Source organism: Bifidobacterium pullorum DSM 20433 (assembly GCF_000771405.1).
GTDB classification, from domain to species: Bacteria; Actinomycetota; Actinomycetes; order Actinomycetales; family Bifidobacteriaceae; genus Bifidobacterium; species Bifidobacterium pullorum.
Window position 1 is genome coordinate 1 of sequence record NZ_JDUI01000009.1, and the last position, 25,251, is coordinate 25,251.

The 25,251-nt window shown below is 63.3% G+C and carries 19 protein-coding genes; 11 read left to right on the forward strand and 8 right to left on the reverse strand.

Annotated features, from left to right (window positions below; translation table 11 throughout):
• Nucleotides 1-426: 426 nt before the first annotated feature.
• The 3 genes from OU11_RS05280 to xylA all read right to left on the reverse strand — a co-directional run bounded on the left by OU11_RS05280 (nucleotide 427) and on the right by xylA (nucleotide 5,094).
• Nucleotides 427-1,668, reverse strand: coding sequence for an MFS transporter (locus OU11_RS05280; protein WP_033515040.1), 1,242 nt, complete (start codon nucleotides 1,666-1,668; stop codon nucleotides 427-429).
• Entirely contained in the window at nucleotides 1,637-3,475 is a 1,839-nt protein-coding gene (locus OU11_RS05285) for a glycoside hydrolase family 43 protein (RefSeq protein ID WP_052122723.1), read from the reverse strand. The genes OU11_RS05280 and OU11_RS05285 overlap by 32 nt, the downstream gene beginning before the upstream one ends.
• A 272-nt stretch (nucleotides 3,476-3,747) precedes the next feature.
• Nucleotides 3,748-5,094 (reverse strand): xylose isomerase, encoded by a 1,347-nt coding sequence (gene xylA / locus OU11_RS05290; protein WP_033508454.1) that lies wholly within the window; start codon nucleotides 5,092-5,094, stop codon nucleotides 3,748-3,750.
• A gap of 834 nt (nucleotides 5,095-5,928) precedes the next feature.
• Between xylA and bilR the strand changes: the two genes are divergently transcribed.
• Both bilR and OU11_RS05300 read left to right on the forward strand, forming a co-directional pair.
• Nucleotides 5,929-7,938, forward strand: a complete 2,010-nt coding sequence (bilR, locus tag OU11_RS05295) for a bilirubin reductase, long form (RefSeq protein ID WP_033515042.1) — start codon at nucleotides 5,929-5,931, stop codon at nucleotides 7,936-7,938.
• A gap of 177 nt (nucleotides 7,939-8,115) precedes the next feature.
• A complete protein-coding gene (locus OU11_RS05300; RefSeq protein WP_206538223.1) occupies nucleotides 8,116-9,333 on the forward strand; it encodes an ATP-binding protein in 1,218 nt (405 codons plus the stop codon).
• Nucleotides 9,334-9,346: 13 nt separating this feature from the next.
• Here OU11_RS05300 and OU11_RS05305 read toward each other — a convergent pair whose 3' ends face one another.
• Nucleotides 9,347-10,342: an EamA family transporter gene (locus OU11_RS05305; protein ID WP_206538224.1), complete on the reverse strand. Its 996-nt coding sequence runs from the start codon at nucleotides 10,340-10,342 to the stop codon at nucleotides 9,347-9,349.
• 176 nt (nucleotides 10,343-10,518) lie between these two features.
• On the opposite strand from OU11_RS05305, the gene OU11_RS05310 reads away from it, so the two are divergent.
• Both OU11_RS05310 and OU11_RS05315 read left to right on the forward strand, forming a co-directional pair.
• Complete coding sequence (locus tag OU11_RS05310) at nucleotides 10,519-11,796, forward strand: O-acetylhomoserine aminocarboxypropyltransferase/cysteine synthase family protein (protein ID WP_033507685.1); 1,278 nt, start codon at nucleotides 10,519-10,521, stop codon at nucleotides 11,794-11,796.
• A gap of 290 nt (nucleotides 11,797-12,086) precedes the next feature.
• The gene (locus tag OU11_RS05315) at nucleotides 12,087-13,628 is read left to right on the forward strand and encodes an ATP-binding protein (protein WP_033515048.1); all 1,542 of its coding nucleotides are present in this window, start codon (nucleotides 12,087-12,089) and stop codon (nucleotides 13,626-13,628) included.
• A 34-nt stretch (nucleotides 13,629-13,662) separates the two neighbouring features.
• Here the strand turns inward: OU11_RS05315 and OU11_RS05320 are convergent, their stop codons facing one another.
• Nucleotides 13,663-15,048 (reverse strand): MATE family efflux transporter, encoded by a 1,386-nt coding sequence (locus OU11_RS05320; RefSeq protein ID WP_051917118.1) that lies wholly within the window; start codon nucleotides 15,046-15,048, stop codon nucleotides 13,663-13,665.
• Between the two features lie 53 nt (nucleotides 15,049-15,101).
• Nucleotides 15,102-15,623, reverse strand: coding sequence for a nitroreductase family protein (locus OU11_RS05325; RefSeq protein WP_033515050.1), 522 nt, complete (start codon nucleotides 15,621-15,623; stop codon nucleotides 15,102-15,104).
• 211 nt (nucleotides 15,624-15,834) lie between these two features.
• Between OU11_RS05325 and OU11_RS05330 the strand changes: the two genes are divergently transcribed.
• The 3 genes from OU11_RS05330 (at nucleotide 15,835) to OU11_RS05340 (ending at nucleotide 18,704) form a co-directional block, all read left to right on the forward strand.
• Entirely contained in the window at nucleotides 15,835-16,851 is a 1,017-nt protein-coding gene (locus OU11_RS05330) for a DMT family transporter (protein WP_033515052.1), read from the forward strand.
• A gap of 140 nt (nucleotides 16,852-16,991) precedes the next feature.
• Entirely contained in the window at nucleotides 16,992-17,762 is a 771-nt protein-coding gene (locus tag OU11_RS05335; RefSeq protein WP_161782764.1) for a flavodoxin domain-containing protein, read from the forward strand.
• Between the two features lie 12 nt (nucleotides 17,763-17,774).
• Nucleotides 17,775-18,704, forward strand: a complete 930-nt coding sequence (locus tag OU11_RS05340; RefSeq protein ID WP_033515056.1) for a serine hydrolase domain-containing protein — start codon at nucleotides 17,775-17,777, stop codon at nucleotides 18,702-18,704.
• Nucleotides 18,705-18,926: 222 nt separating this feature from the next.
• Here OU11_RS05340 and OU11_RS05345 read toward each other — a convergent pair whose 3' ends face one another.
• Both OU11_RS05345 and OU11_RS05350 read right to left on the reverse strand, forming a co-directional pair.
• Nucleotides 18,927-19,613 carry a YczE/YyaS/YitT family protein gene (locus OU11_RS05345; RefSeq protein WP_033515058.1) on the reverse strand — a complete coding sequence of 229 codons (687 nt, stop codon included), beginning with the start codon at nucleotides 19,611-19,613 and terminating at the stop codon, nucleotides 18,927-18,929.
• Nucleotides 19,614-19,762: 149 nt separating this feature from the next.
• On the reverse strand, nucleotides 19,763-20,218 hold the full coding sequence (locus OU11_RS05350; protein WP_051917119.1) for a MarR family winged helix-turn-helix transcriptional regulator: 456 nt from the start codon (nucleotides 20,216-20,218) through the stop codon (nucleotides 19,763-19,765).
• A gap of 397 nt (nucleotides 20,219-20,615) precedes the next feature.
• On the opposite strand from OU11_RS05350, the gene OU11_RS05355 reads away from it, so the two are divergent.
• From OU11_RS05355 to OU11_RS05370, 4 genes are all read left to right on the forward strand, one after another.
• Entirely contained in the window at nucleotides 20,616-21,035 is a 420-nt protein-coding gene (locus OU11_RS05355; RefSeq protein WP_033507690.1) for a peptide deformylase, read from the forward strand.
• A gap of 315 nt (nucleotides 21,036-21,350) precedes the next feature.
• Nucleotides 21,351-22,028 carry a DUF3800 domain-containing protein gene (locus OU11_RS05360; RefSeq protein WP_033515060.1) on the forward strand — a complete coding sequence of 226 codons (678 nt, stop codon included), beginning with the start codon at nucleotides 21,351-21,353 and terminating at the stop codon, nucleotides 22,026-22,028.
• 248 nt (nucleotides 22,029-22,276) lie between these two features.
• Complete coding sequence (gene ettA / locus OU11_RS05365; protein ID WP_033515062.1) at nucleotides 22,277-23,953, forward strand: energy-dependent translational throttle protein EttA; 1,677 nt, start codon at nucleotides 22,277-22,279, stop codon at nucleotides 23,951-23,953.
• A 349-nt stretch (nucleotides 23,954-24,302) separates the two neighbouring features.
• On the forward strand, nucleotides 24,303-25,205 hold the full coding sequence (locus tag OU11_RS05370; RefSeq protein WP_033515064.1) for an acyl-CoA thioesterase: 903 nt from the start codon (nucleotides 24,303-24,305) through the stop codon (nucleotides 25,203-25,205).
• Nucleotides 25,206-25,251 lie beyond the last annotated feature (46 nt).

The window sequence follows — 25,251 nt, forward strand, 5'->3', positions numbered from 1 at the left end:
CTCTCCAAAACCTTGATATTGCAATGATTACTACCAGCCGCTCCCCGAGTTGGACCGTTTTCGTTCCTAGAGTTGGACTGTTTTTGTTCCCAGAGTTGGCCGGTTTTCATTTCACGGAGTGGAGACACTTCTCTCTTTGCACGTTTTGATGGGTTAGGAATCGTCGATTTGTCACGTTTTGATGGGTTAGGAGATGCCGGATCGACACGTTTTGATGGGTTCAAATATCGTCAACCGTCACGTTTTGATGGGTTTAGGACAGCGAAACCGCTTATTCCGGCACCCGAACCCCCGTTCCACGCCAACACGACGGTGCCATGGCCAGTCGTCATCGAACCGGCCATGACGCATGCCATACCATCGTCCGGGCGGCGTCCGCCCATCGGCACCAAGACCATCCATCGATGCCGATCCTCAGCCTTCCGACTAGCGCACGCAGCGGATTGACCGGAACAACGCGGCCGCGACCAGCACCACCACGGCCTCGCCGACGAACACGCCGCCGTACCCGACCGTATTGATGACCATCGCCGCCGCGAACGATCCGCCGACGCCGCCCAACGTGTTCGCCAGATTGAGGAAGCCCAGATCCTTGGCGACCGCGTTCGGATTCGGCAGCACCTCGACGCTGATCGTCTGGATCAGCGACGAGTTCGCGCCGTTACCGATGCCGACGATCACCGAGAATGCGATCAATCCCGCCGGGGTCGGGAACAGGAAGGGGACAAGCGCACCGACGGCGATCATGCAGGCGGTGATGACCGTCAGTATCTTCGGCCGCCCGATCCGATCGGCGAGCGGTCCGGCCGCCAGGCAGCAGACCAGCCCGATCGCCAGTGTGATCGACGAGTTGATGGACAGCATCCTCTGTGCACCGTCCTGGTCGAGGTGCAGGTAGTCCTGCAGGATGTACAGCATGTAGTTCGAGATCATGCTGCTGCCCACCGTCAACAGGAACCGCGCCGCCAGCGTCTTATAGAAATCGCGCGCGCCGTGCGTGGGGAACATGAACATCCTCAGCAGCTCGTGCGGGTTGAACGGCGGCATCGGTTCGTCCAGGTTCGAACGTTCCCCCGCCAACAGCGCGGAGATGATGCCGCCGATCAGCGCGACCGCGGCGAAGGTCTCCACGCCCAGCGTCACATTCTCAAGGAACTGTGCGGCCACGAGAATCCCGGCCTGTCCGCCGATCATCTGCCCGAGGCCGTATGCAGAGGACACGGTGCCCCGCCATCGCGCCGACACCCGGTCGGACAGCTGCGCGATCATCGCGGCGGCGACGCCGTTGACCACCAACTCGTACAAACACCACCAGCCGAGCATCGCGCCGATGCCGTCGGCCCGGCCGAACGCGAACAACACCAGACAGGACAGGATCGAACAGCCGATGATCCACGGCTTGCGCTTGCCGAACCGCGTGCGGGTACGGTCCGAGCAGGCACCGAGCACGATGTTCGATACGAGCGCGACCAGCATCGCGATGGTCGAGAACATCATGACCAGCGAAACCTTGTTCACCGGGTCGATCTCGGCTATCTTCTGCGGCAGCAGCGTGGCGATCCCCCCCTGATGCGGCAGCAGCCAGCTGGCCGGCCCGATCACCAGCGAGACGACGAGCCTCCACGGCAGGCGCTCATCAGCATTCGCCACATCGACGTTCGATGTCACCGTTCCCCTCTTCCACCGGCACACCGGCCATGCAGCCGACGAAGCCGCCTGCCCACTCCGTGCTCAGGAACCGCGCGTCATACCGGTCGAGCGCCACGCCCGCGGCGCAACCGTCCTCGCCGGCGGCGAGGCACGCGGCCACCTCGCGCACGTCGCCGTCATAGGCGAACAGCGTCAGCACATTGCGGTGCAGCAGCAGAGCCACACCCGCCATCCCGGGCTGCAGCGGGCCATACTCATGCTCCTCAGCCTGGCCGGCCCGCACGATCGTGCAGGTCACCCGACGGCTGGATTCGGCATCGGCCGCCGACTCCACACGCACCGTGACATGATGCGTGGAATTCTGACGGATGATCAGCGTGCCGCAAGCGGGCACGGGGATCACGCAGTCGTCGGACGTGACGCGGGCGTAACGCACGCCGCGCTCGGCGCGGATAATCTCCACGGCCGTGCCATCCACATCCATCACCGGGCGGGCTTCATCCGCCGACACCGGATCGGACACGGACGCGCCGATGGCGACGCGCGCGGCGCGATCGTCCTCGACCAGCACCATGTCGGCGGGCGGGAACTGCCCGGCCGGAACATCCTGCGCGATCGCAATGCGCTTGGGCAGGCGGCCCAGACCGGGGGCCACCACCGGCCACCCCGGATCGCCCTGCGGGGTGGAGGGGGCGCCGCCGCCATCCAGCTTCCAATCAGCGGGGTTGTGCTCCCAGGTCAGCGGGGCGATGAACGGTTCGCGCCCCAGATAGCTCAGCAGCTCGCCGGGGTCGGCGCCCTTGGTCTCGCGCACGCCGAGGCTCACGATCCACCAGCCGAGCCGCGGGTGATGGATCAGGTCGGTGTGGCCGACGCACTGCACCTGCTCGGCCAGGCCCAGCTGGCGGTGGGTCAGGATCGGGTTCTTCTTGTTCGCATGGAACAGGCGGCGGTGGGTGTCCAGCACGCAGCGCTCGTTGTCGCGCGGCGTGGGGATCGGCGTTCCGCCGGCCTGGACGTCACGCTCGAACTCCCCCATGGCCGCCTTCAGCCCGTTCGGGGCGAACACGCGCATGACCATCTCGCTGTGCTCGAAGCTGGTGCCGCCCTCGGCGGTCATCAGATACACGTAGTCGTCGATCCGGTACAGGTGCGGCCCCTCGGCCCACACCGCCTCGACGCCGTATCCGCGCCAGATCACGGTCTTGCCGCAGCCGGCCGCCTCACCATCGTCGACCAGCGTCCAAGTCTCGGGATCGATGCGCTGCGTCCAGACCTCGGTCTGTCCCTCCCACTGCGGGTCGACGGCGGGGCGGGTCTGCGTCCAGTACACCGAGCCGTCGGCGTCCTCGAAGACGTCCGGGTCGATGCCTTCGGCGCCGTCGATCCAGTACGGGCCGGACCACGGGCCCTCAAGCCGTTCCGCGGTGATGGCGAAGTTGCCTTCGGCACGGGCCGCGGCCTCGAGCTCGTCGTCCGACACCCCACCGCGGCGCGCCGCATCGGCGTCGATGCGGGCGATGGTGCAGACGATCACGTACTTGCCGCCGACCTTGCGCAGCGTCGGCGCGTACACGCCGCCGGAATCCTCGACGAACGGGATGAGCAGGCGGCGCGCCATCGCCTCGTCGATGGCGTCGGCGAGGTGCGTCCAGCGGCCCAGGTCGTCGGAGACGTGGATCGGCAGACCGGGGACCAGCTCGAACGAGGAGTTCACCATGGCGATCCGGTTGTTGTCGGCATCCCACATCCAGGTCGGGTCGGGGTACATGCCGGTCAGGACCGGGTTGGTGATGGTGGTGATGGTGGAAGGGGTAGTGGTCATCGTCATTGATCCTTGGGAGTGGCGGCCTGCGGCCGGTGATGGACGTTCTGGCTTCGAAACTTTCATACAGCGTTGTACCGAACAGTTGAAACTTTCGGCCCGCTGAAACGGGAGAACGCCCACGGGTTGCCCCGCAGGCGTTCTCTCGATCAATCGGAAGGAAAAGGAGAAAGGAGTAAGAATAAATGACCGGCGATGGCCGCCGGCCGGACCTTACCGCATGTCCGGCCGGTGGCGTTCACCGTTTGGCACGGGCCCTGGGCCCGGCATCATCACGCCTCGGCGAGGGCGTCGATGATGTAGTTGTTGATCGTGGCCTTGACGGACTCGAGGTGATCCGACTTGGTGGCCTCGATGAGCTTGGCCTGCGGGATGTCGAGAGCGTACTCCTCCAGGGAGGCCAGCGTGGCGGTGCCGTCCTCGATGGTGGCGCCGATGCCGGAGTCGTAGGAGGCATAGCGCTCGGCCTGCAGGTTCTGGATGAACTTGTCCTCGTGCATCTTCGCGGCGACCAGCAGGCCGGCGGCGAAGGTGTCCATGCCCGCGATGTGCGAACGGAACAGGTCCTCAGCGTCGAAGGAGGTACGACGCGGCTTGGCGTCGAAGTTCAGGCCGCCGTGGGGGCCGATCTGGCCCTCGTCGATGACCTCCCACATCACGGTGGTGGTCTCCATCAGGTCGGTCGGGAACTCGTCCATGTCCCAGCCGATGAGCTTGTCGCCCTGGTTCGCGTCGAGCGAGCCGAGCACGCCGGCCTCACGGGCCGTGCGAATCTCATGCTGGTAGGTGTGGCCGGCCAGGTTGGCGTGGTTGCCCTCGAGGTTCAGCTTCATGAAGTCGATGTCGTAGGTCTTCAGGAAGGCGATGGCGGTGGCGGCATCGAAGTCGTACTGATGCATCGTCGGTTCCTTGGCCTTCGGCTCGATCAGGAACTGGGCGTCCAGGCCGATCTCCTTGGCATACTCATGGCACATGTGGAAGAACTTGGCCATGTGCTCCTGCTCACGCTGCATCTGCGTGTTCCACAGGTTCTCGTAGCCTTCGCGGCCGCCCCAGAACACATAGTTCTCGGCGCCCAGGCGCTTGGCGATCTCGAGGCTGTGCTTCAGCTGGCCGCCGGCATAGGCGTAGATGTCGGCGAACGGCGAGGTGGAGGCGCCGGAGACGAAGCGCGGGTTGGTGAACAGCGAGGAGGTGTTCCACAGCAGCTTGACGCCGGTGGCCTTCATGTTCTCCTCGATCTTGTCGACGACCTTGTCCAGGTTGGCGTTGGTCTCACGCAGGGTGTCGCCTTCCGGAGCGATGTCGCGGTCGTGGAAGCAGAAGTACTCGGCACCGAGCTTGGTGAAGAACTCGAAGGCGTAGTCGACCTTGGCCAGAGCCTCGTCGAGCGGGTTGGAGTACTTGCCGTACCACGGACGGTGAGCGGTGCCGGTGCCGAACGGATCGACGAGCTCCTGATCGAAGGTGTGCCACCAAGCGACGCCGAAGCGCAGCCAATCCTTCATCTTCTTGCCGGCGACGACGCGATCGGCGTCGTAGTAATGGAAGGCCAGGCCCTCCTGCGGTCCCTTCTGGCGACCGACGTATTCGATCTTGTCAACATCCCACAGACCCATGGGTTGCTCCTTTGCTGTTGATTCGAGCTGTTATTGTGTCGGCGTCCTTGTGGTCCGCCGTTGCATACATAGTAAGACCATTTACCCAAGTATGTCAATTCGTTTAACTTTATCGGCGTTTCGCGCCGTATGGCACCTTTTCAGCCGACCACATCCCAATCAATCACCCGCAGCTTCCCGGCCAGCCGCCCATCCTACTTACCACCGCCACAACCGCGTGGTACAAAATCCCACGGACGCCCCCCCAACATGTTCCGTACCGCAACCGCGTGGTACGGAACCATCCAAACTCCCCCAGAGAGGTTCCGTACCGTACCACACTCACCCCCATGATGCAGAAACCCCGAAATCCCAACACCCACCCAAAACCCAACGGCCCGTGGTACGGTACGGAACACCCAAACCCCGCTTCCGACATTCCGTACCACAACCACGTGGTACGGAACGGCCAAAACCCCGCCTCCAGCATTCCGTACCACAACTGCGTGGTACGGCATCCCCAAAACGCGTCTTCCAACATTCCGTACCACAATCACGTGGTATGCAACCGCCCAAACCCATCAACGGGGTTCCGTACCGTACCACACCCACGGTTCATAGTCGTCAAGCGTTCTTCGCGCGTTCGCGTTTTGTACACTTGCCCCGCCGTCCCGTTGATGCGCCACACGCCATGCATCAATTACATGTTGCGCATATTTGTGGTGATAATGTGCGCATCAACAGTGAAGTATTGACATCTCGAAGTTGAGATCCTCGCCTCACGGCACCCACAGCGTTGAGGCCGGCCGTCACCACGGCGCATCCATCGTCCATCGACACGCAAAGGAGCACCACATGGCACTGCACACCCTGCTCGAACCGCTCGAGATCAACCATATGACCCTGAAGAACCGCATCATGTTCCCGCCGATGACCACCGGCTATGAGGCGCGCGACGGCTCCATCACCGAGCAGAGCATCAACTTCTACAAGCGCGTGGCCGAAGGCGGCGCCTCCTACATCGTGCTCGGCGACGTGACCCCCGTGCACACCATCTCCCCCACGCCCAAGCTCGTGACCGACGAGCAGATCCCCTCGTTCAAGGCGCTGGCCGATGCGCTGCACGAGTTCGATTGCAAGCTCGGCCTGCAGGTGTTCCACCCGGAGTATGACACGGTGGCCGTGGCCGAACTGTTCGCCAAGGGCGACATGGCCGGCGCACGCGCCAAGCTGCACCATGACATGCAGCACTACATCAACGAGGTCACCGGCGAACGGCTTCAGGAGATCCTCGGCCATATCACCGCACTGGCCCGCCGCGCCACGCAGGCCGGCGCGGACGCCATCGAGGTGCACGGCGACCGTCTGGTCGGCTCGCTGTGCTCGCCGCTGATCAACCAGCGCACCGACGAATACGGCGGCAGCTTCAAGAACCGCACCCGCTTCGCCCGCGCCGTCGTACGCGCCATCCGCGAGGGATCGCCGGACATCTGCATCGACTACAAGCTGCCGATTATCACCGAGGACCCACAGCTCGGCCGTGGCGGCCTGTTCATCGACGAGGCGGTGGAACTCGCCAAACTGCTCGAGGCCGACGGCGTCGACACCTTCCATGTCGGTCAGGCCAACCACACCGGCAATCTCAACGACACCATCCCCGCGATGGGCACGCGCCCCGAATGCTTCATGGCACCCTACGCCCGCCGTATCAAGGAGGCCGTGTCCGTGCCGGTCTCCACGGCGGGCCGCATCATGACCCCGGAGGACGGCGCCCGGCTCATCGAGGAGGGTGTGTGCGACTTCATCGGTCTCGGCCGCCCGATGCTGTGCGATCCCGATTACGCGAACAAGGTGGCCGCAGGCCAGGCCGATCTGATCCGCCCGTGCATCATGTGCAACCATGGCTGCACCGACGCCATCGCCAGCCGCCGGTTCATCTCCTGCGTACTCAACGCCGAGAACGGCTACGAGTACAAGCGCGTCATCACACCGGCCGAGACGCCGCGGAGGATCGCGGTGGTCGGCGGCGGCCCCGCGGGCATGGAGGCGGCGCGTGTCGCCGCGTTGCGCGGGCATGACGTGACGCTGTACGAGAAGACGGACCATCTCGGCGGCCAGCTCGGCATCGCCGCCGTGCCGCCGCGCAAGGACGAGATGAACCGTGCGACCCGCTGGTACGAGCGCGCCGTGGCCGCGGCGGGGGTCAACGTCCTGCTCGGCACCGAGGCCACGCCGGAACGGCTCATCGCGGACGGAGCCGACGAGGTCATCGTGGCGGTTGGCGGACGCTGCGCCACGCCGCCGATCGAGGGCGTGGACATGCCGCATGTGATGGACTCCTGGAAGGTGCTGGCCGGCGAACAGCACCCGCATGGCCGCGTCGTGGTCATCGGCGGCGGCCTGGTCGGGGCGGAGACCGCCGAGTACATCGCCCAGGACGGCTGCGAGGTCACCATCGTCGAGATGATGGGGCAGATCGCCGCCGAGGAGTCGAGCACGGTCAAGCCGTTTATCATGGAGGATTTCGCGGCGCACAACGTGGTGGTCAAGACCAACACCAAGGTCGACCGCATCACCGCCGACGCCGTGGAGGCCACCGAAACGCTGAACCCGCCAGCTCCGGCCGGACGCCCGGGCGCCCCCGCGCCGGTGCCCGCGGCCGACGCCCCGGAACCGCAGACCCAGGCGATCAGCATCCCCTGCGACTGCGTGGTCATCGCCTCCGGCACGGCGCCGGTGGCCTTCGACACCGGCGCGCTTGAGGCACACGGCATCAAGGTCACGCTGGTCGGCGACTGCAACGGCAAGGCCGCGGACATCAACCGCGCCGTGGAGGAGGGCTACCTGGCCGCCACCGCCGCCTGACACGGATTGCGTGTTTCTCCAGAGTCTCCGAACTCTGGAGAAACACCCCCATGCCACATCCAATAACCGTTACGCATTAAGCCATAACCGCATCGCGCGGACAGCAACCACAAAGATTCGGTCATAGCCGAAACTTTTTGTATAATACATAATAGTTTCAATCATAACCGCAACTTCGTGGAGAGCATCATGATCGTCGAACGCCCGACATATATCCAACAAATCACCCCTTTTATCGGAAAGAACGTCATCAAAGTCCTCACAGGCGTTCGCAGATCCGGAAAATCCACGCTCCTGGACCTCATCAAACCCGTTCTCATCAGCCACGGGGCCGATGAAAGCAACATCCTGCATCTACGTTTCGAATCGGAGCGTTACGCCGATATCCGCACCGACAACGACCTCGTTGACTACGTTGCATCGCACACCGACGCAACCCGCCCGGTCACACTGTTATTCGACGAAATCCAGGAAGTCGAACATTGGGAAAAAGCGCTACGATCATTCATGGTTGATTACAACGCCGATATGTACATCACCGGATCCAACGCGTATGTGCTTTCCAGTGACCTGGCGACATTCATTACCGGACGATACGTCACCATTAACGTCTTCCCCCTCTCGTTCAAGGAATTCCTTGCCGCCTTGCGCAACAACGAACCGGAAGTGGACTCCCATGCCGCGTTTCGCCGTTACGTCGAACAAGGCGGCTTCCCGTTCCAGACGGAACTCGAATTCGATCAATCCTCATCGTTGAAGTATCTGGAAGACCTGTTCTCCACCATCCTGCTCAAGGACGTCGTCAAACGCAACAACATCCGTGACGTCGACCTGCTCGAACGAATCGTCCGGTACGCCATTTCGGAGGAGGGACACCTGATCACCCCGAAATCCATCGCCGATTATCTGAAAAGCGAGCGCCGTTCCACCTCTCAGGAAACCGTGGCCAGCTATCTCAACGCCGCCGAGCAAGCCTATCTGATCTACCGTGCACCGCGGCAGGATCTTATCGGCAAACGCATTCTGCAATTCAATGAAAAGTATTACGTGGTGGATCAGGGCCTCAGACAGGCCATCGGCATGAACAACACGGCCGGCATCGACCAGGTGCTGGAAGGAATCGTGTACATGGAGCTGCGCCGACGTGGATATCGTGTGGCAGTCGGCAAAGTCGGGCAAAAAGAAGTCGATTTCATCGCGACCAAAGATACGATGACGGAATATTACCAGGTCACGCATCTCTGTTCCGACAACGCGACACAGGAGCGAGAGTTCAGCTCCCTGGAAGCGATCAACGACAATTATCCCAAAACCGTTCTCTCCCTGGATCCATTCCCGTACTCCCGCAACGGCGTGATGGGGAAAAACATCGTGGATTGGCTGCTCGACGACTAAGGCACGCCATTCCTCAGCCCAGCGTCAGACGGCGGTGGTGCTGGCGCAGCACGTCGACGGAGTAGATCACCAGCGCCAGCCAGATCACCGTGAATGAGATGAACCGACTGGCCGGCACCTGTTCGCCCAGCACCGCAATGCCCAGCACCAGCTGGATCGTCGGCGTGATGTACTGGCTGAAACTCACCGTGATGAACGTGGCGTGCTTGACCGCATACGAGGTCAGCACCAGCGGGATCACCGTCAGGATACCGCAGCCGGCCAGCAGCAGCCACCCCCACCACGACTCCCCCGCCGGCACGCCGAACCGCGGTTGCACGGCGAGCGCCACGAACGCGAACGGCGTCAGCACGCCAGTCTCGAACGTCAGCGATTCGAACGGGTCCAACGGCACGAAACGTTTGATCAGGCAGTAGCCGCTGTAGCTGAACGTCATCAGCATCGCCAACCCCGGGAACGCGCCCGTGTCCATCACGTACAGCACGCCGCCGGCCAGCGCCACCAGCATGGAGACGACGCCCGGCCCCGTCGTCCGCTCCCGCAGGAACACCAACGCCAGCAGCATGTTGATCAGCGGCATCAGGAAGTTCGCCGCACTGGCCTCGGAGGTGTGCCCGATCGACACCAGGTAGATGTACACCACCCAGTCGATCGTCACCAGCACGGCGGCGGCCACCGCGGCGGCGAACACCTTCGGGCGCGCCCACAGCGCCTTCACCGCGGCGACGAACCGCGGCCAGCGCCGCGTGGCCAGCATGAACAGCACCATCACCACGGCGGCGGTCACGATGCGGTACAGCATCACGTTCATCGACGAGATATTCGCGAGCGCCGCCCAGTACAGCGGGAAGAACCCGTACACCACTTCGGCGACCACCATCGCCGTCACGCCCTGCGGGGTCTGCGTCACCTGGCGCCCGCCCGACACCGGTCGGCCCCCCTTGCCTGCGGCACCCCGCACGGCACCTGTTCCGATTCCGCCACGCATACCCTTGTTCGTCTTGTTCACCGGACGATGATAACGCGTCATAGAAGATATGAATACCGGACCGCCGGTTTTCCGCGGGGCCGTGCCGCCGCCCGGTGCTAGAGTATGCGTAGCCAGGACCATGGCCGGCGATGCGGCCGTGCGCCGTCGAGACGACGCGGCGGAGCGGCATCGCGGCAACAATAGAAGGAGCATCAATGAGCGCGATCGATACCACATGCGTACAGGGCGGCTATCAGCCGGGCAACGGCGAGTCCCGTACCCCGCCGATCATCCAGGCCACGACGTTCAAGTACACGTCCAGCGAGCAGATGAGCCGACTGTTCGACCTGTCGGAGTCCGGATACTTCTACACCCGCCTGCAGAACCCGACGAATGACATGGTGGCGGCGAAGATCTGCGAGATGGAGGGCGGCGCGGCCGCGATGCTGACCTCGTCCGGCCAGGCGGCGAACTTCTTCGCGCTGTTCAACATCTGCAATGCGGGCGACCACATCGTCGCCTCGTCAGCGATCTACGGCGGCACGTTCAATCTGATCAACGTGACGATGCGCAAGATGGGCATCGAGTGCACGTTCGTGAGCCCCGACTGCACGCCGGAGGAGCTGGACGCCGCGTTCCAACCGAACACCAAGGCCGTGTTCGCCGAATCGATCTCGAATCCGGCGCTGATCGTGCTCGACTTCGACAAGTTCGTCTCCGCCGCGCATGACCACGGCGTGCCGATCATCGTGGACAACACGTTCCCCACCCCGATCAACTGCCGTCCGTTCGAGTACGGCGTGGACATCGTGACCCATGCGACCACCAAGTACATGGACGGCCACGGCTCCTGCGTGGGCGGTGCGATCGTGGACTCCGGCAACTTCGACTGGATGGCTCATGCGGACAAGTTCCCGGGCCTGACCACGCCGGATGACTCCTACCATGGCGTGACCTACGCGAAGGATTTCGGCAAGGGCGCGTTCATCACCAAGGCGACCGCGCAGCTGATGCGCGACTTCGGCTCCACCCCGGCGCCGATGAATTCGTGGATCATGGGCATGCATCTGGAGTCGCTGGCCGTGCGCATGCAGCGCCACTGCGAGAACGCGCAGAAGGTGGCCGAATTCCTGGCCGCCGATCCGCGCGTCAGCTGGGTGCAGTTCCCAGGCCTGCCCGGCGACAAGTATTACGAGACCGCCAAGAAGTACATGCCGAACGGCACCTGCGGAGTGATCTCCTTCGGCGTGCCCGGCGGCCGCGACAAGGTCTCCGCGCTGCTCGACCACTTCAAGATGATTTCGATCGCCACGCATGTGGCCGACGCTCGCAGCTGCGCGCTGTACCCGGCCGGCACCACGCACCGTCAGCTCACCGAGGAGCAGCTCGATGAGGCCGGCGTGGGCATCGATCTGGTGCGCCTGAGCTGCGGTATCGAGAACGCCGACGACATCATCGCCGACCTCAGGCAGGCGATGGACGCGGTGCTGTAGTCGCATTCCGCGCGATCATATACGACGGTGAAGCCGCGGCAGGAACGTTCCGCCGCGGCTTCACCGTATCCGACTCGCGGACGTCGCGACTCCCGCGGTCGCCATCGTCACGCATGCGTCGCCGCCGGCATAGGATAGTGGCAGGAGCCCACGGCAGACGGAGTCAACCGGAATACAACCGGAGCCAGACGGAGTACAGACGGAGTCAACCGGAGTGCGACCGGAGTACAACCGGAGTCGACCGGAATACAACGTCGCCGGGCAGCAATGACACACTCCCTGGAGACACGATGGACAACGACGACTACACGGCCAAAATGACCGAGCTCATCGAACTGATGCGCATCATCGGCAACGACACCCAACAGTGCGAGGTCAAGGAATGCAAGCGCAAGATCAGCTCCACCATCACCGAAACGCTGTCCGCGTTCTCCAACGGCAACGGTGGGTACATCATCCTGGGACTGAGTGAGAAAGCCGGGTTCACGCCGGTCGAGGACTTCGACGCCCGAGCGATGCAGGAGGCGCTGAGCCAGGCCTGCGAGAAGCTCACGCCGGTGGTCCGCCCGGTGATCGTGACCTGCCCGTTCGAGGGAGCGAACCTGGTGTTCGCCGTCATCGATGAGATGCTGCCGCGGGAGAAACCCTGCTTCATCTCTTCAATCGGCCCACACGGCGGCTCCTATATCCGCACCGGCGACGGCGACCGCAAGATGACCACGTATGAAGTCGATCGTCTGCTTGAGGAACAACGTCAGCCGGAGCATGACATCGCACTCGTGCCGGAAGCCACACTCGACGATCTGAACCCGACGCTCGTCCACGCGCTGCTCGAACGCGAACGTGAACGACACCCACACGTATTCGCGAACCGATCCGACGAAGACATGATGCTGGATCTGCGCATCCTGCGCCAACCACCCGTAGAAGAGGATGATGAAGACCAAAAGTCTCACAACGGAGCGCAAGTCCACGCTAGCCCCACGCTCGCCGGAATACTTGCCGTTGGTCGATATCCGCAGAAGTTCTTCCCCCGACTCGCCGTCACCGTCGCCGTATATCCCGGAACCTCACGCGATGACGTATTCAGGGGCGACGCGCAGCTCGTCGCATCCGAAACCATCACCGGCCCTATCCCGGTCATGATCGACGATGCAGTCACTTCGTTGATGGATTGGACCGCCAGCCCCACGGACGCCGAATCCGGCACGCATCCGACGCAGCCGCCGATGTATCCGCGACTGGTGCTGCGCGAGGCCATCGCCAACGCCCTGACGCATCGCGACTACTCCCCCGACGCGCTCGGCACGCCGGTGCACGTCGATGTGTTCACCGACCGCATCGAGGTCTCCAATCCGGGCGGCCTGTTCGGCGCGGTCTCCAAACGGCGGCTCACGCACGAGGCGTCCACGTCCGCGCGCAACGCGTTCCTGTTCTCCCTGCTGCAGTCCACCCCGTACCCGGACGGCGGCACCGTACTGCGGGACGACGGCACCGGATACCTGCAGATCAGCGCCGCGTTGCGCAGCGAGGCGCGCGAACCGGTACGCATCGAGAACGAGCTCGACCGGTTCCGCGTCATCATCCCCGGACGCGTGACCGACGCCGCCATGACCGAACGCAAGTTCGCGCAGCGCATCCTGCAGCTGCTGGAACGCGAGCCGTCGGCCAGCGTGCGCGACATCATCCGCGATCTCGGCCTCTCGCCGATCGCCGTGGCGGCGGGATTGCGCAGCCTGATGAACAAAGGGCTGGTCGAATCGGGCGATGCCATACCCACGCCGCACAAATATTACCGGCTGTGCACCCGCGACGCCCGTGCACGCCGGTAACGACGACTTGCCAGGCATGATCGCCCGTTAACGATCAACGTCGCGACGTTTGTCCATCGTTTCCGTCCGCGACACGCGGCGTGGAACCTTCCTTGCGGCGATACCATGCCATCATCACGAGGGCAACGAGCAGGGCGGCGATTTCGGCGACGGGGAATGCAAGCCAGATCCCGTTCAACCGGAACAGTCTATCCAGACACCATAACGCGGGGACGAGAAACAGCAACTGTCTGCACAGCTGGATCGCTATGCTCGAATATACCTTCTCCGTGGCCTGGAAATAGGTGGAGATCATCGTGGAGAGGCCACAGAACAGGTAGCTTGCCGCCATGATCCGCATGGCGGATATTCCGAACGAACGCATGGCTTCCGATGCCATGAACAATCCCAGGATCTGCGCCGGGAGGAGGACGACGACCAGTGTCCCCAGCACCATCATGCCGGTGACCAAAACGGTTCCGTATCGGAAGGCCAAATGCAGCCTTTCCTTGTTCCCCGCGGCGTAGTTGAACCGCATGACAGGCAGGCAGCCTTGAATCAAACCGTTCACCGTCATGACGATCAACTGCTGCACCTTGAAATACGCGCCGAAGAACGCGATTGCCGTATCGGAATACGCGACCAGAAACAGGTTGACGATGGTCACCATAAACGAGCTGAGGGCATTCATGATGAACGACGGCAGCCCAAAGACGAAGATCCGGCCGATCATCCGCCTTTGCAGACGGAATCCTCTGACTTTCACCTGCACTTTCTGCTTCGTCCCCAGCAACAGGGCGAACGCCAGGATCATGGATACCAAATAGCCCGACACGGTGGCCGACGCGGAACCGACTATGCCCATGGCCGGGAAGACGCCGATGCCGAATATCAGGACGGGGTTGAGAACGAAATTGACGACCACCCCCGCGATCTGGAACCACATGGGGGTCACCATATTCCCTGTGGCCTGTATCATCTTCTGGATCGCGATATGCACCATGTTGGGAATCTGCATGAACGAACATACGCCCATATAGGCGATGCTCAGCCGATAGATCTCCTCATTGCCGGTGAACGCCCGAAAATAAGGCCTCATCATGCACAGCGACACCAGGGTGAGCAACGCGCCGATGCCGAAAGACAGCAGCAACCCGTGCGTGACGGCGGCGTTCGCCTTGTCCTGCTCTTTCCTTCCGAGATACCCGGCGATCAGCACGTTCACGCCGACGCCGATCCAGATGGAGGCCGCGTTCATCAGAGTCGTGATCGGGAACGACAGGGAGACCGCCGTCAGCGCATTCTCGCTCAGCTGCGCCACGAACGCACTGTCTATCAGGTTATAGGAATATTGCAGGAACATGGAAATTAGAGGCGGCAGTGACATTTGCCAAATGAGTTTTCCAACGGGCTCAACGGCCATTTTGTTTTCGGTTCGCATATTTTCCTCCTCTCCGCTTATCCGATGTAGGGAATCGCGCCGGATAACGGATGTCAGACCCGTACGATGTAGTCTTGCTTCCGAGCCGCGGGCCGACCGGGCTCCCTGGCCGGATAACCCAATGCAATCGCCCCGACGCCGCGCAAGGTTTCCGGAAGCCCCCATTCCCGCAGAAGAGCCTTGCCTTTTTCTCCGTCAAAAATCTCACGCTCCCGATGCACCCACACGGTGCCCAATCCGAGCGCATGGGCGGCCAGCATCATATTTTCAAGAACGCAGCTCCCATCCTCCACAAAGGTATTCGCGGAGCCATTCGCCAAAACCAAAACCACAACGGGTGCGCCATGGTAAGGGTCCGTTTCGTTCCCTATCACTTCCGCGTTCAGTCTCGCTATCTCCTGCCGGTATTCGGGATTCGTGATCGCGACAATGACGGGAGATTGGCGTCCGCCGCCGGTAGGCGCGTAAGTTCCCGCTTCCAGTATGGCGTCCAGCACATCGGATGGTACCGGTTCATCTGTATAAGCCCTTACGGCGCGACGCGTCTTGATAAGAGACAGGAAGTCATTGTCCATAACACCATCCTCCATTCCATCGGCATTCCGAATGCGGACAACAAAAAAGCCACGTGGCTATCACAAGATAGCCACGTGGCAAAAAGATGACCGAATCCGGAAAAGTCCACTTGAATTTTGCGGTTCTGATTGTAGCGCGATTCCGGTAGACCGTCAAACATCAATCATTTCCCGCGCCCGTGGCTATCATCGGTCGTGGGAGGTGTTGCGTATGCCGTTGCTGCTTCTGGGAGTCATGGTCGGCGCCGTCACGCCGATCCAGACCGCCGTCAACAGTCGTCTGCGCATGGCCGTGGGGACGCCGTTCCGCGCATCGCTGGTCTCGTTCACCGTCGGGACGCTGGTGACGCTCGTCGCCTCGCTAACGCTGGGACCGCACCCGCTGCTGCCGGCATCGGCGCTGGCCGGCCCGTGGTGGATGTGGCTGGCCGGTTTGTTCGGCGTGATCTTCATGACTGGGAACATACTGCTGCTGCCGAAACTGGGCAGCCTGCAGACCGTGATGATGCCGGTGCTGGGTCAGATTCTCATGGGCCTGCTCATCGACGAATTCGGCTGGTTCGGCAGTCCGCAACAGCCGATGACCGTGGCGCGCGCGATCGGCGCGGTGCTGGCGGCGGTCGGATTCGCACTGGCGATCGTCGTCGCCGACCTGGTGTACGGCGGCCGGCTACGGCCGCAACGCGGCGTCCGACGGACGGAGGGGCCCCGGGCCGATGGCGGCGGGGACGACGGCACGGGAACCGGCGTTCAGGTCCGTCGCGACGAGCGGATGTCCCCGGCGATATGGCTGTGGCGCGGGATCGGTATGCTGTGCGGCATGTGCTCGGCGGTGCAGACCTCAATACTCGGACGGCTGGGCACCGAGCTGGGTTCGCCGATCAAGGCATCGTTCGTCTCGTTCCTCGTGGGACTACTGACGCTGCTGGTGATCGTGCTGGTCCATGACCGCGGCTTCGGACTGCACCGGGCATTCGGCGGCGGCAACCCGTGGTGGATGTGGTTCGGCGGATTCCTCGGCTCGTTGGTGGTCCTGACCAATTCGGTGCTGTCGCCGCTGCTGGGCACGGGGCTGACCGTGCTGGTCGCGCTGCTCGGCCAGGTGATCGGCGGCCTGCTCATCGATACGTTCGGATGGTTCGCGGTGGCCAGGCGCCGCGTCGGCGTCGTGCAGATCGCCGGCATCGTCGTCGCCGTCGCCGGCATCGCGTTGATCCGTCTGGGCTAGCGGGTTCCCGCGCCGTCATTCGAGCCACGGGCCGGCCCGCCGCGACCGGACCGGCATCCGGGCCGTCCGCGGACCACGGCCGCCCGTACAATGGGAGCCACCTGCCATCGACGAGGATGGCCGACATCAAGGAGGATGCGATGGACACCCTGATTGTGTACGGCGGCAGATATGGCACCACTGAACGGTACGCCGACGAACTCGCGCGGCTGCTGGGCACCGCCGCGGTTCCCTATGTCACGGTCGACGATGTCTCGCTGGTCACCGCGGACGTCATCGTGTATCTCGGCGCGGTGTTCGCCGGCGGCATGCCGGGTCTGAAGCGGACCATGGCGCGGCTCGTGCGCGCCACCGAGCGCATCCGCCGCTCCCCGCGCGACGACGACCCCGTCGCCGAGGCGAGCCGGCGTCCGCGCGTGATCGTGGTCACCGTCGGGCTGGGCGACCCGGCGATCCCGGGCAACGCCGAGCACCTGCGCGCCGTCGTCGACGGCCAGCTGCCGCCCGCCGTCGCGGCGCACGTCGAATGCTTCCATCTGCGCGGCGGCATCGACTACGCGGCGCTGAGCCCGAAGCATCGGGCGATGATGTGGATGATGTGGCAGCACGAGAAACGGGTGCCCGAGGACGAGTGGACCGACGACACCCGCATGTTCAACGAGACGTACGGCGGCGCGGTCGACATGGTCGACTTCGCCACGCTGCGACCGGTTCTCGACGCGATCGCCGGGAGTGGGGACGCAGGAGCCGACGGGATCATGGATGTCGGAACGGCAAATGACCGGATCGTGGATGGCGGCCCGGCTGATTGCGGGACCGCGAACGACAGGATTGCGGGTAACGGGATGACGGACAAGGGAACCACGGACGGCGGCACGGGGGACGACGGGCCTTCGCCGGCGGAGGATTAGAAGGGGGCCGTGATGGGCTGCATCGAGACGTTCGACGAATTCGTCCGGTACGCGGAGGACCGCGGCGGGCTGGGGATCGAGGGCGTCGCCATCGCCGACGGCGAGCGCGTCGTCAGGGAGCATCGCTTCGCGCCCGATCTGGCGCGCAACATCTATTCGCACACCAAAAGCTACGTCGTCACCGCGATCGGCGTGGCGGTCGAGGAGGGGCTGCTGGGGCTGGACGACCGGCTGGCCGACGCCTTCCCCGACTATGTGCCGCAGGACGCGCCGGAACGCCTCGGGCGCATCACGCTGCGGCATCTGCTGACGATGTCGAGCGGTTTCGACCACCCCTATCTGATGAACGAGGACCGCCGCGCCGGTGTCGGGGCGCCGGACTATCTCGCCTACATGTTCTCGCAGCCGGTCGAGGCCGAGCCCGGCGAACGCTTCTGCTATTCGTCGGCTGACTCCGATCTGGCCGGGCGGATGCTCGAGCGGGCGACCGGCGAGCGTCTGGGCGAGTACGTGTTCCGCACGGTGTTCGACCAGCTCGACCAAGGCTTCCCGCTGTGGGAGGCGGACCCGCAGGGGCACCACATCGCCGGCGGCGGCATACACATGACGCTGCGCGACATGCTGAAGATCGGGCAGGTATACCTCAACGGCGGCCTCTGGCACGGCCGACGCATCGTGGGCGGGGACTGGGTGCGGCTCGCCTCGTCGAAGCGAATCGACACGCCGGTCACGAACGTGTGGACATGCGGGTACGGTCTCCAGTTCTGGATGTCGCCGTATCCGGGCGCGTTCCGCGCGGACGGCGCCTACGGGCAGATCACGACCGTGCTGCCGGAGCAGGGACTGGTCGTGGCGATGCAGTGCCATGAGACCGGCGACTTCGACAACGTGATCCGCCCCGCGGTACACGAACGGCTGATGCTGCCGCTGTGCGCCGGCTGAGCCGCGGATCACGACGGCCGCCATCGTTGCCTCTGTGAATCACGGAACTTCCGTCACGCACGCCACGGTTTGCGGATGGAGGGGGGGCCGGCCGACACCCGGACGGATCGGCCGCCGGCCGTCATCCGCATGCACCAAACGTGCGCTGACGAGAGCACGCATCGACCGGAACATACACCGACGGGAACATGTGCCGACGGGGACCGGTAACGGTCCGTGCCCCTACTTGCGGACGGTGACCGTCTCGCGGTGGTCATCGTGGCTGAGCGCGAGCGCGCGGATGTGGTCCGGGAACCTGAACAGCTTGTTGATCGCGTTGATGAACAGGCCGACGATGATGGCCGAGATGATCGTGCCGATGCCGATGCCGTTCAGCCGGCCGAAGAAGATGAACGAGCAGATTGTCGCGATGACCATCAGCGTCACGTCGAACGCCACCTTGACGGTGCCGTAGCGCACCTTGGTGACGATCGACAGTGCGCGCACCAGCCCCTCGCCCGGCACGACGATGACGTTCGGCGCGACTTCGATGACGATGCCGAAGGCCAGGATCAGGCATCCGAGCACGACGCACAGCAGCCGCTCCCACAGCGCCTGCGGGTCAAGGAACCACAGGATGGCCGAGCTGACGTCGATGGCCGAGCTGAATAGGATGTTCGCGATAATCTGCAGGAACTGCGAGGGTTTGAAACGGCGGCGCAGCAGAACGACCTGGATCATGATGAACAGGATGTTCCAGATGAACGTGGTCATGCCGAAGCTCAGCTGCGGGAACGCGAGGCTGAACACGTACGGCACGCTGGAGATCGGCGAGGTGCCGAGGTTGCCGACCGTGATCAGCACGATGCCGAACGAGTTGATGGCCACGCCCAGCACGAAGAACGCGAATCGCGCCACGATATGGTTCATTGCTTGTTGCTCCCTTCTCCGTCATGGTTGTCATGTCGATCGTCGGACGCCGCCGGCATATCATCCGGCGATGCGGCCCACCGCCCGGCGTCCGTCTCCGCGTCATCGCCATCGGCATCCGCCGGCGCGGAGATCGACGGCGCGTGCCGTCAGGAGGCCGGCCGTTCCGGTCCGCGGCTCGTCTTGCACCGGTCGAAGGCGACGGTCGCCCTGCGCAGCAGCGCGGCGAGCCGCCGGTAGTCCTCCTTCCCCAACGCCTCCATCGCCGCGTCGTCGACCCCGGCGATGGACTCGCGCATGAGGCGCGCGATTTCGGCGCCGTGCGCGGTCAGCCATACCATCGATGCCCTGCCGTCGGTCTCGCTGCGGCGACGCTCGATGAGCCCGGCCGTCTCCATGCGGGACAGCAGGCTTGTCATCGTGGATTTGTCGAGCACGCAGCCGGCGCAGATGTCGGTGGCGCGGCTGCCGTCGTGCTCGGAAAGGTATTCGAGCACCTTCGGCTGGCCGGGCAGCAGCCCCATCGCGCCGGTGCGTTCGACGACCGCGCGGTTGCTGCTGTTGAACGCCCGCATCAGCAGGAAGTGCACCTCGTCATCCAGCATGGCGGTCCTTTCCCGTGCACGGCTCCGGCCGCGCACGCCCCGTTTTCCCGCGCGCGGTTGCGACCGCTCGCGACGTATCTCCGCATACGGCTCCGACCGCGGGCGATATGTTTCCGCACATGATTGCGCCCGCATGCGGCTTCCGACCGCACGCGACGTCCGCCGCATGCCAATTGGTTTGATTGCAAACCATTTTTAGGACCGCCTCTCGACAACCGCCGCGAACCATCCGACGGCGGCGCCCCGGCACGGATTCCGCCCGCGACGCAACCGACCCGGCCATGTCGGCGACCCCGACATAAGCTGGTGACACATCGCCGGTGGGCCGCAAACCGCCGCGACGCCGTCATCGCCGGCCCCGACCGACCGGCATCATTGTCCCTGTAAAGGAGTTCCTATGCAGCGTCCCATCATGACGTCGCTTTCGTTCCTGCGACGGCCGGCCGAGCCGGCGACCGCCGACGACCTGCCCATCGCCGACGACCTGCGCGACACGCTGGAGGCCAACCGCAGCCGCTGCGTCGGCATGGCGGCGAACATGATCGGCGAGGCCAAGGCGATCATCGCGTTCGTGGACGAGGAGATGGGCGGCCGCATCACCGTCATCTTCAACCCGCGCATCACCGCCGCCGACGGCGCGTTCGACACCTCCGAAGGCTGCCTGTCGCTCAAGGGCGAGCGCCGGACGCTGCGGTACCGACGCATCGAGGTCGACTACCAGGACCGCTGTATGCGCGACCGTCACGCCACGTTCACCGGCTGGACCGCGCAGATCATCCAGCATGAGGTCGATCACTGCAACGGCATCATCATCTGAGCCGACGCCCGCCATCCCCCTATAGCTGAAGTTAGGACCAACGTTTCCCGCCCGTAGCAGATGGCCTGACGACGTTCGCCCGGCCCGCAATCCGTTTTAGGGAATAATGGTGAACGTATGTGACCAATCGAATTCTTAGAGGATGGGGTCACTGTGATTGAGATCATCGCTTGTCCCAAGACCGTGTCATCTTGAGCAAACTTGTGCTAACGAGCTTCTGTAGATACACTACAGAGTGCTTTCTCTTAGCGATAAGGAAGGCTCCAAGCCGCCGGGGGTATTCCCCCGGCACTTCTTTTTCTTTGGGGGTCGACGGTGAACGAGTTGAGTATCATGGTCGACGAATCCGGCGAATGGGGCAAACTGTCCGAATACTATCTCATCACCTTGGTATTCCATGACCAGTCCGAGCTAATCAGTCCCCACGTCGAACGCTATGAACAACATCTCGCGGACGCTTCGTTACCCAATATTCCTTTCCACGCCGGACTGTTGCTCAACGGGCATGACGACTATGAAGCCCTATCCATGGCCGACCGCAAACGCCTCTTCGTCGCATTCTTCACATTGGCAAGGAACCTACCGTTCACATATGTGACGTTCGAACATCGCAAAAGTAAATTCGACGGAGACAAGAATCGTTTCGAAGCCCAACTAAAACGCGATCTAGCCAACTACCTGCTCACACACCTCGACCGGTTCCAGTCATATGACGCCATCAAAATCTATTACGACAACGGTCAGCAGGTCGTCACCAATGCGTTGCAGGCCTCCATCGGCTACGCGCTCTCCAAGGACGCGGTCGTCTACCGTAAGGCCGATCCCAAAGACTATCGCCTTGAACAAGCCGCCGATCTCATGTGCACCATTGAACTAACCGCCTTGAAATTCAAAGCCGGAGAAAGCACCAATACCGATCATAAGATGTTTGGAGACTGGCGTACGTTCAAGCAGAATTACCTCAAGGTATTGCGTCGCAAACTCGCATCGTGATCCGGTCCGACGAAGTCATCACGAAAACCGACTCACATTCTTCCAAGATATCAATTCAGAAAACATAGTAAGCACAGAGGTCCGCCGGACCGCAGACACCCGCACGTTTCTCGAGGCCTACGGCAACAACGTGTACTCGGTCGTTCTCGACACCCTGCAGCCGATTGCCAAGACACTGCAAAGTAGACCGCTTGGGGAATAATGGTGAACGTATGTGACCAATCGAATTCCTAGAGGATGGGATCACTTTGGCTGAATTCATTTACCAGATGATCAAGGCGCGCAAGTCGTACGGCGACCGTGCGATCCTTGACGATGTGACGCTGAGCTTCCTGCCCGGCGCCAAGATCGGCGTGGTCGGCCCGAACGGCATGGGCAAGTCCACGCTGCTCAAGATCATGGCCGGCATCGAGACCGTCTCGAACGGCGAGGCGTATCTGACCCCGGGCTTCTCGGTCGGCATCCTGCAGCAGGAGCCGCCGCTGGACGACACCAAGACCGTCGGCGAGAACATCAAGATGGCGTTCGGCGAGATCGCCGAAAAGGTCGCCCGATTCAACCAGATCGGCGAGGAGATGGCGAACCCGGACGCGGACTTCGACGCGCTGATGGAGGAGATGGGCGCGCTGCAGACCGAGATCGACGCCGCGAACGGCTGGGATCTGGATTCGCAGCTCGAGCAGGCGATGGACGCGCTGCAGTGCCCGGATCCGGACACCCCGGTCTCCGTGTGCTCCGGCGGCGAGCGCCGCCGCGTGGCGCTGTGCAAGCTGCTGCTCGAGGCGCCGGATCTGCTGCTGCTCGACGAGCCCACCAACCACCTGGACGCCGAGTCGATCCTGTGGCTGGAGCAGTTCCTGCACCAGTATCAGGGCGCCGTCATCGCCGTGACCCACGACCGCTACTTCATGGACAACGTGGCGGAGTGGATCTGCGAGGTGGACCGCGGCCACCTGTACCCGTACAAGGGCAACTACACCACCTACCTGGAGACCAAGGCCAAGCGTATGGAGATCCAGGGCGCCAAGGACGCCAAGCTGGCCAAGCGCCTGAAGTCCGAGCTCGAGTGGGTGCGCTCCTCGCCGAAGGCCCGCCAGGCCAAGAACAAGGCCCGTCTGGAACGCTACGACCAGATGGAGCAGGAGGCGCGCAACTCCAAGAAGCTCGACTTCTCCGAAATCCAGATTCCGCCGGGGCCGCGTCTGGGCTCGCAGGTGCTGGAGGCCAAGCATATCCACAAGGCCTTCGGCGACCGTGTGCTCATCGACGACCTGAGCTTCACGCTGCCGCGCAACGGCATCGTCGGCGTGATCGGCCCGAACGGCGTCGGCAAGTCCACGCTGTTCAAGACCATCGTCGGTCTGGAGCCGCTCACCTCGGGCGAGCTGACCGTGGGCGACACCGTCAAGATCAGCTATGTGGATCAGAACCGCGCGGGCCTCGACCCGAAGAAGAACCTGTGGGAAGCTGTCTCCGACGGGCTGGACTTCATCGAGGTCGGCGGCGTGGAGGTGCCGACCCGCGCCTATGTGGCCAGCTTCGGTTTCAAGGGTTCCGACCAGCAGAAGCTGACCGGTGTGCTTTCCGGCGGTGAACGCAACCGCCTGAACCTGGCGCTGACCCTGAAGCAGGGCGGCAACCTGCTGCTGCTCGACGAGCCCACCAACGACCTTGACGTCGAGACGCTCGAATCGTTGGAGAACGCGCTGATCGAGTTCCCCGGCTGCGCCGTGGTCATCAGCCACGACCGTTGGTTCCTGGACCGCATTGCCACGCACATCCTGGCATGGGAGGGCGATGACGAGAACCCGGCCCGTTGGTACTGGTTCGAGGGCAACTTCCAGGCCTACCAGGAGAACAAGGTGGCCCGTCTGGGTGAGGATGCGGCCCGTCCGCACCGTCTGCACCGCAAGCTGACCCGCTGACGCCAGACATCCATACGAACGAAACGCCGCCGAACGGTGTCCACTCCGGACCCGTCCGGCGGCGTTTCGTCATATACCAGCGACAACACGGACGCTGGAACGACCGCCGCACGCCGTGTTGTCGCATAAAGGCGACGACACGGACGCTGAGACACCACCTCACGTGCGTGTTGTCGCATGAAAACGACAACACGCACGCGGGAGTACAACAACCACACGGGAAACGGAGCCGTATGCGGCTCCAGCCCATACAAGCCTCCGACATGCACGGTCATGCGCCGTTACCATCAGCGACTAGACTGCATCACAGTACTTGATTCACAGTGTAAGCAATCGGAGGGAGCAATCGATGACCAACGAAACCACCGCCATGGAGCGTCTCCTCAAGGTGCTGGGGCTGGGAGAGCCGTCCGAAGATCGCGGCCACACCTACATCCAGGGTGAGGCGTTGTATTTCCCCACCGGCCGCGTCTACGGCGGCCAGGTCATCGCGCAGTCCGTGGTCGCGGCCTCGAAGACCGTCTCCCCCACCCGTCTGCCGCATTCCATCCACGGGTATTTCATCAAGGCCGGCGACATCCACCAGGATCTGCTGTTCGACGTCGAATCGCTGCGCGACGGCCGTTCGTTCTCGGCCCGTCGGGTCAATGTGACGCAGTCCGACGGTGCGATCCTCACCGCCATCGCCAGCTTCCAGGAGCACGGCCAGCATGGCGTGGAGTTCTCCGACCCGATGCCGGAGGACGTGCCCGACCCGGAGACGCTGACCAGCGCGCGCGAGTTGATGCAGCCGTTCGCCGACCAGTCGCCGTTTGCCCGATATTACGCCGAGAAGTCCCCGTTCGACATCCGCCATGTGACCCGCACCGTGATGCTGGGCGCGGACAGGAAGAGTGCCGCGAACGATTCCGGCAAGCAGATGGTGTGGATGCGCGCGGCCGGGCATGTGGACGCGCCGCAGATCATGCATCGGGCGATGCTGGCGTTGGGCTGCGACCAGATCATGCTGGAGCCGATTCTGCGCCGTGCGGGGCTGAGCCTGATGACGCCGGGCATCTCCTACGCCTCGATCGACCATTCGATGTGGTGGTACCGCGACATCGACATCAACCAATGGCACCTGTATGTGCAGGACACCCCCACCGCCGGTCACGGCCGCGGTCTGGGCGCCGCGAAGGTCTACACGCAGGACGGTTCGCTGGTGGCCGTGATGGCCCAGGAGGCGATGATCCGAGTCCCCGAGGAACACTGAGACGGTTTGCTCCGCTTCACATATGGCGTGCACCTTCCTTTGGAAG

Bases quoted from the DNA above. Each gene is read 5' to 3' on its own strand.
- OU11_RS05310 (WP_033507685.1), top strand. From the start codon at position 10,519: ATGAGCGCGATCGATACCACATGCGTACAGGGCGGCTATCAGCCGGGC.
- OU11_RS05345 (WP_033515058.1), bottom strand. From the start codon at position 19,613: ATGAACCATATCGTGGCGCGATTCGCGTTCTTCGTGCTGGGCGTGGCC.
- OU11_RS05320 (WP_051917118.1), bottom strand. From the start codon at position 15,048: ATGCGAACCGAAAACAAAATGGCCGTTGAGCCCGTTGGAAAACTCATT.
- OU11_RS05370 (WP_033515064.1), top strand. From the start codon at position 24,303: ATGACCAACGAAACCACCGCCATGGAGCGTCTCCTCAAGGTGCTGGGG.
- OU11_RS05285 (WP_052122723.1), bottom strand. From the start codon at position 3,475: ATGACCACTACCCCTTCCACCATCACCACCATCACCAACCCGGTCCTG.
- OU11_RS05340 (WP_033515056.1), top strand. From the start codon at position 17,775: ATGGGCTGCATCGAGACGTTCGACGAATTCGTCCGGTACGCGGAGGAC.
- xylA (WP_033508454.1), bottom strand. From the start codon at position 5,094: ATGGGTCTGTGGGATGTTGACAAGATCGAATACGTCGGTCGCCAGAAG.
- OU11_RS05355 (WP_033507690.1), top strand. From the start codon at position 20,616: ATGCAGCGTCCCATCATGACGTCGCTTTCGTTCCTGCGACGGCCGGCC.
- OU11_RS05335 (WP_161782764.1), top strand. From the start codon at position 16,992: ATGGACACCCTGATTGTGTACGGCGGCAGATATGGCACCACTGAACGG.
- OU11_RS05325 (WP_033515050.1), bottom strand. From the start codon at position 15,623: ATGGACAATGACTTCCTGTCTCTTATCAAGACGCGTCGCGCCGTAAGG.
- bilR (WP_033515042.1), top strand. From the start codon at position 5,929: ATGGCACTGCACACCCTGCTCGAACCGCTCGAGATCAACCATATGACC.
- OU11_RS05315 (WP_033515048.1), top strand. From the start codon at position 12,087: ATGGACAACGACGACTACACGGCCAAAATGACCGAGCTCATCGAACTG.
- OU11_RS05350 (WP_051917119.1), bottom strand. From the start codon at position 20,218: ATGCTGGATGACGAGGTGCACTTCCTGCTGATGCGGGCGTTCAACAGC.
- OU11_RS05330 (WP_033515052.1), top strand. From the start codon at position 15,835: ATGCCGTTGCTGCTTCTGGGAGTCATGGTCGGCGCCGTCACGCCGATC.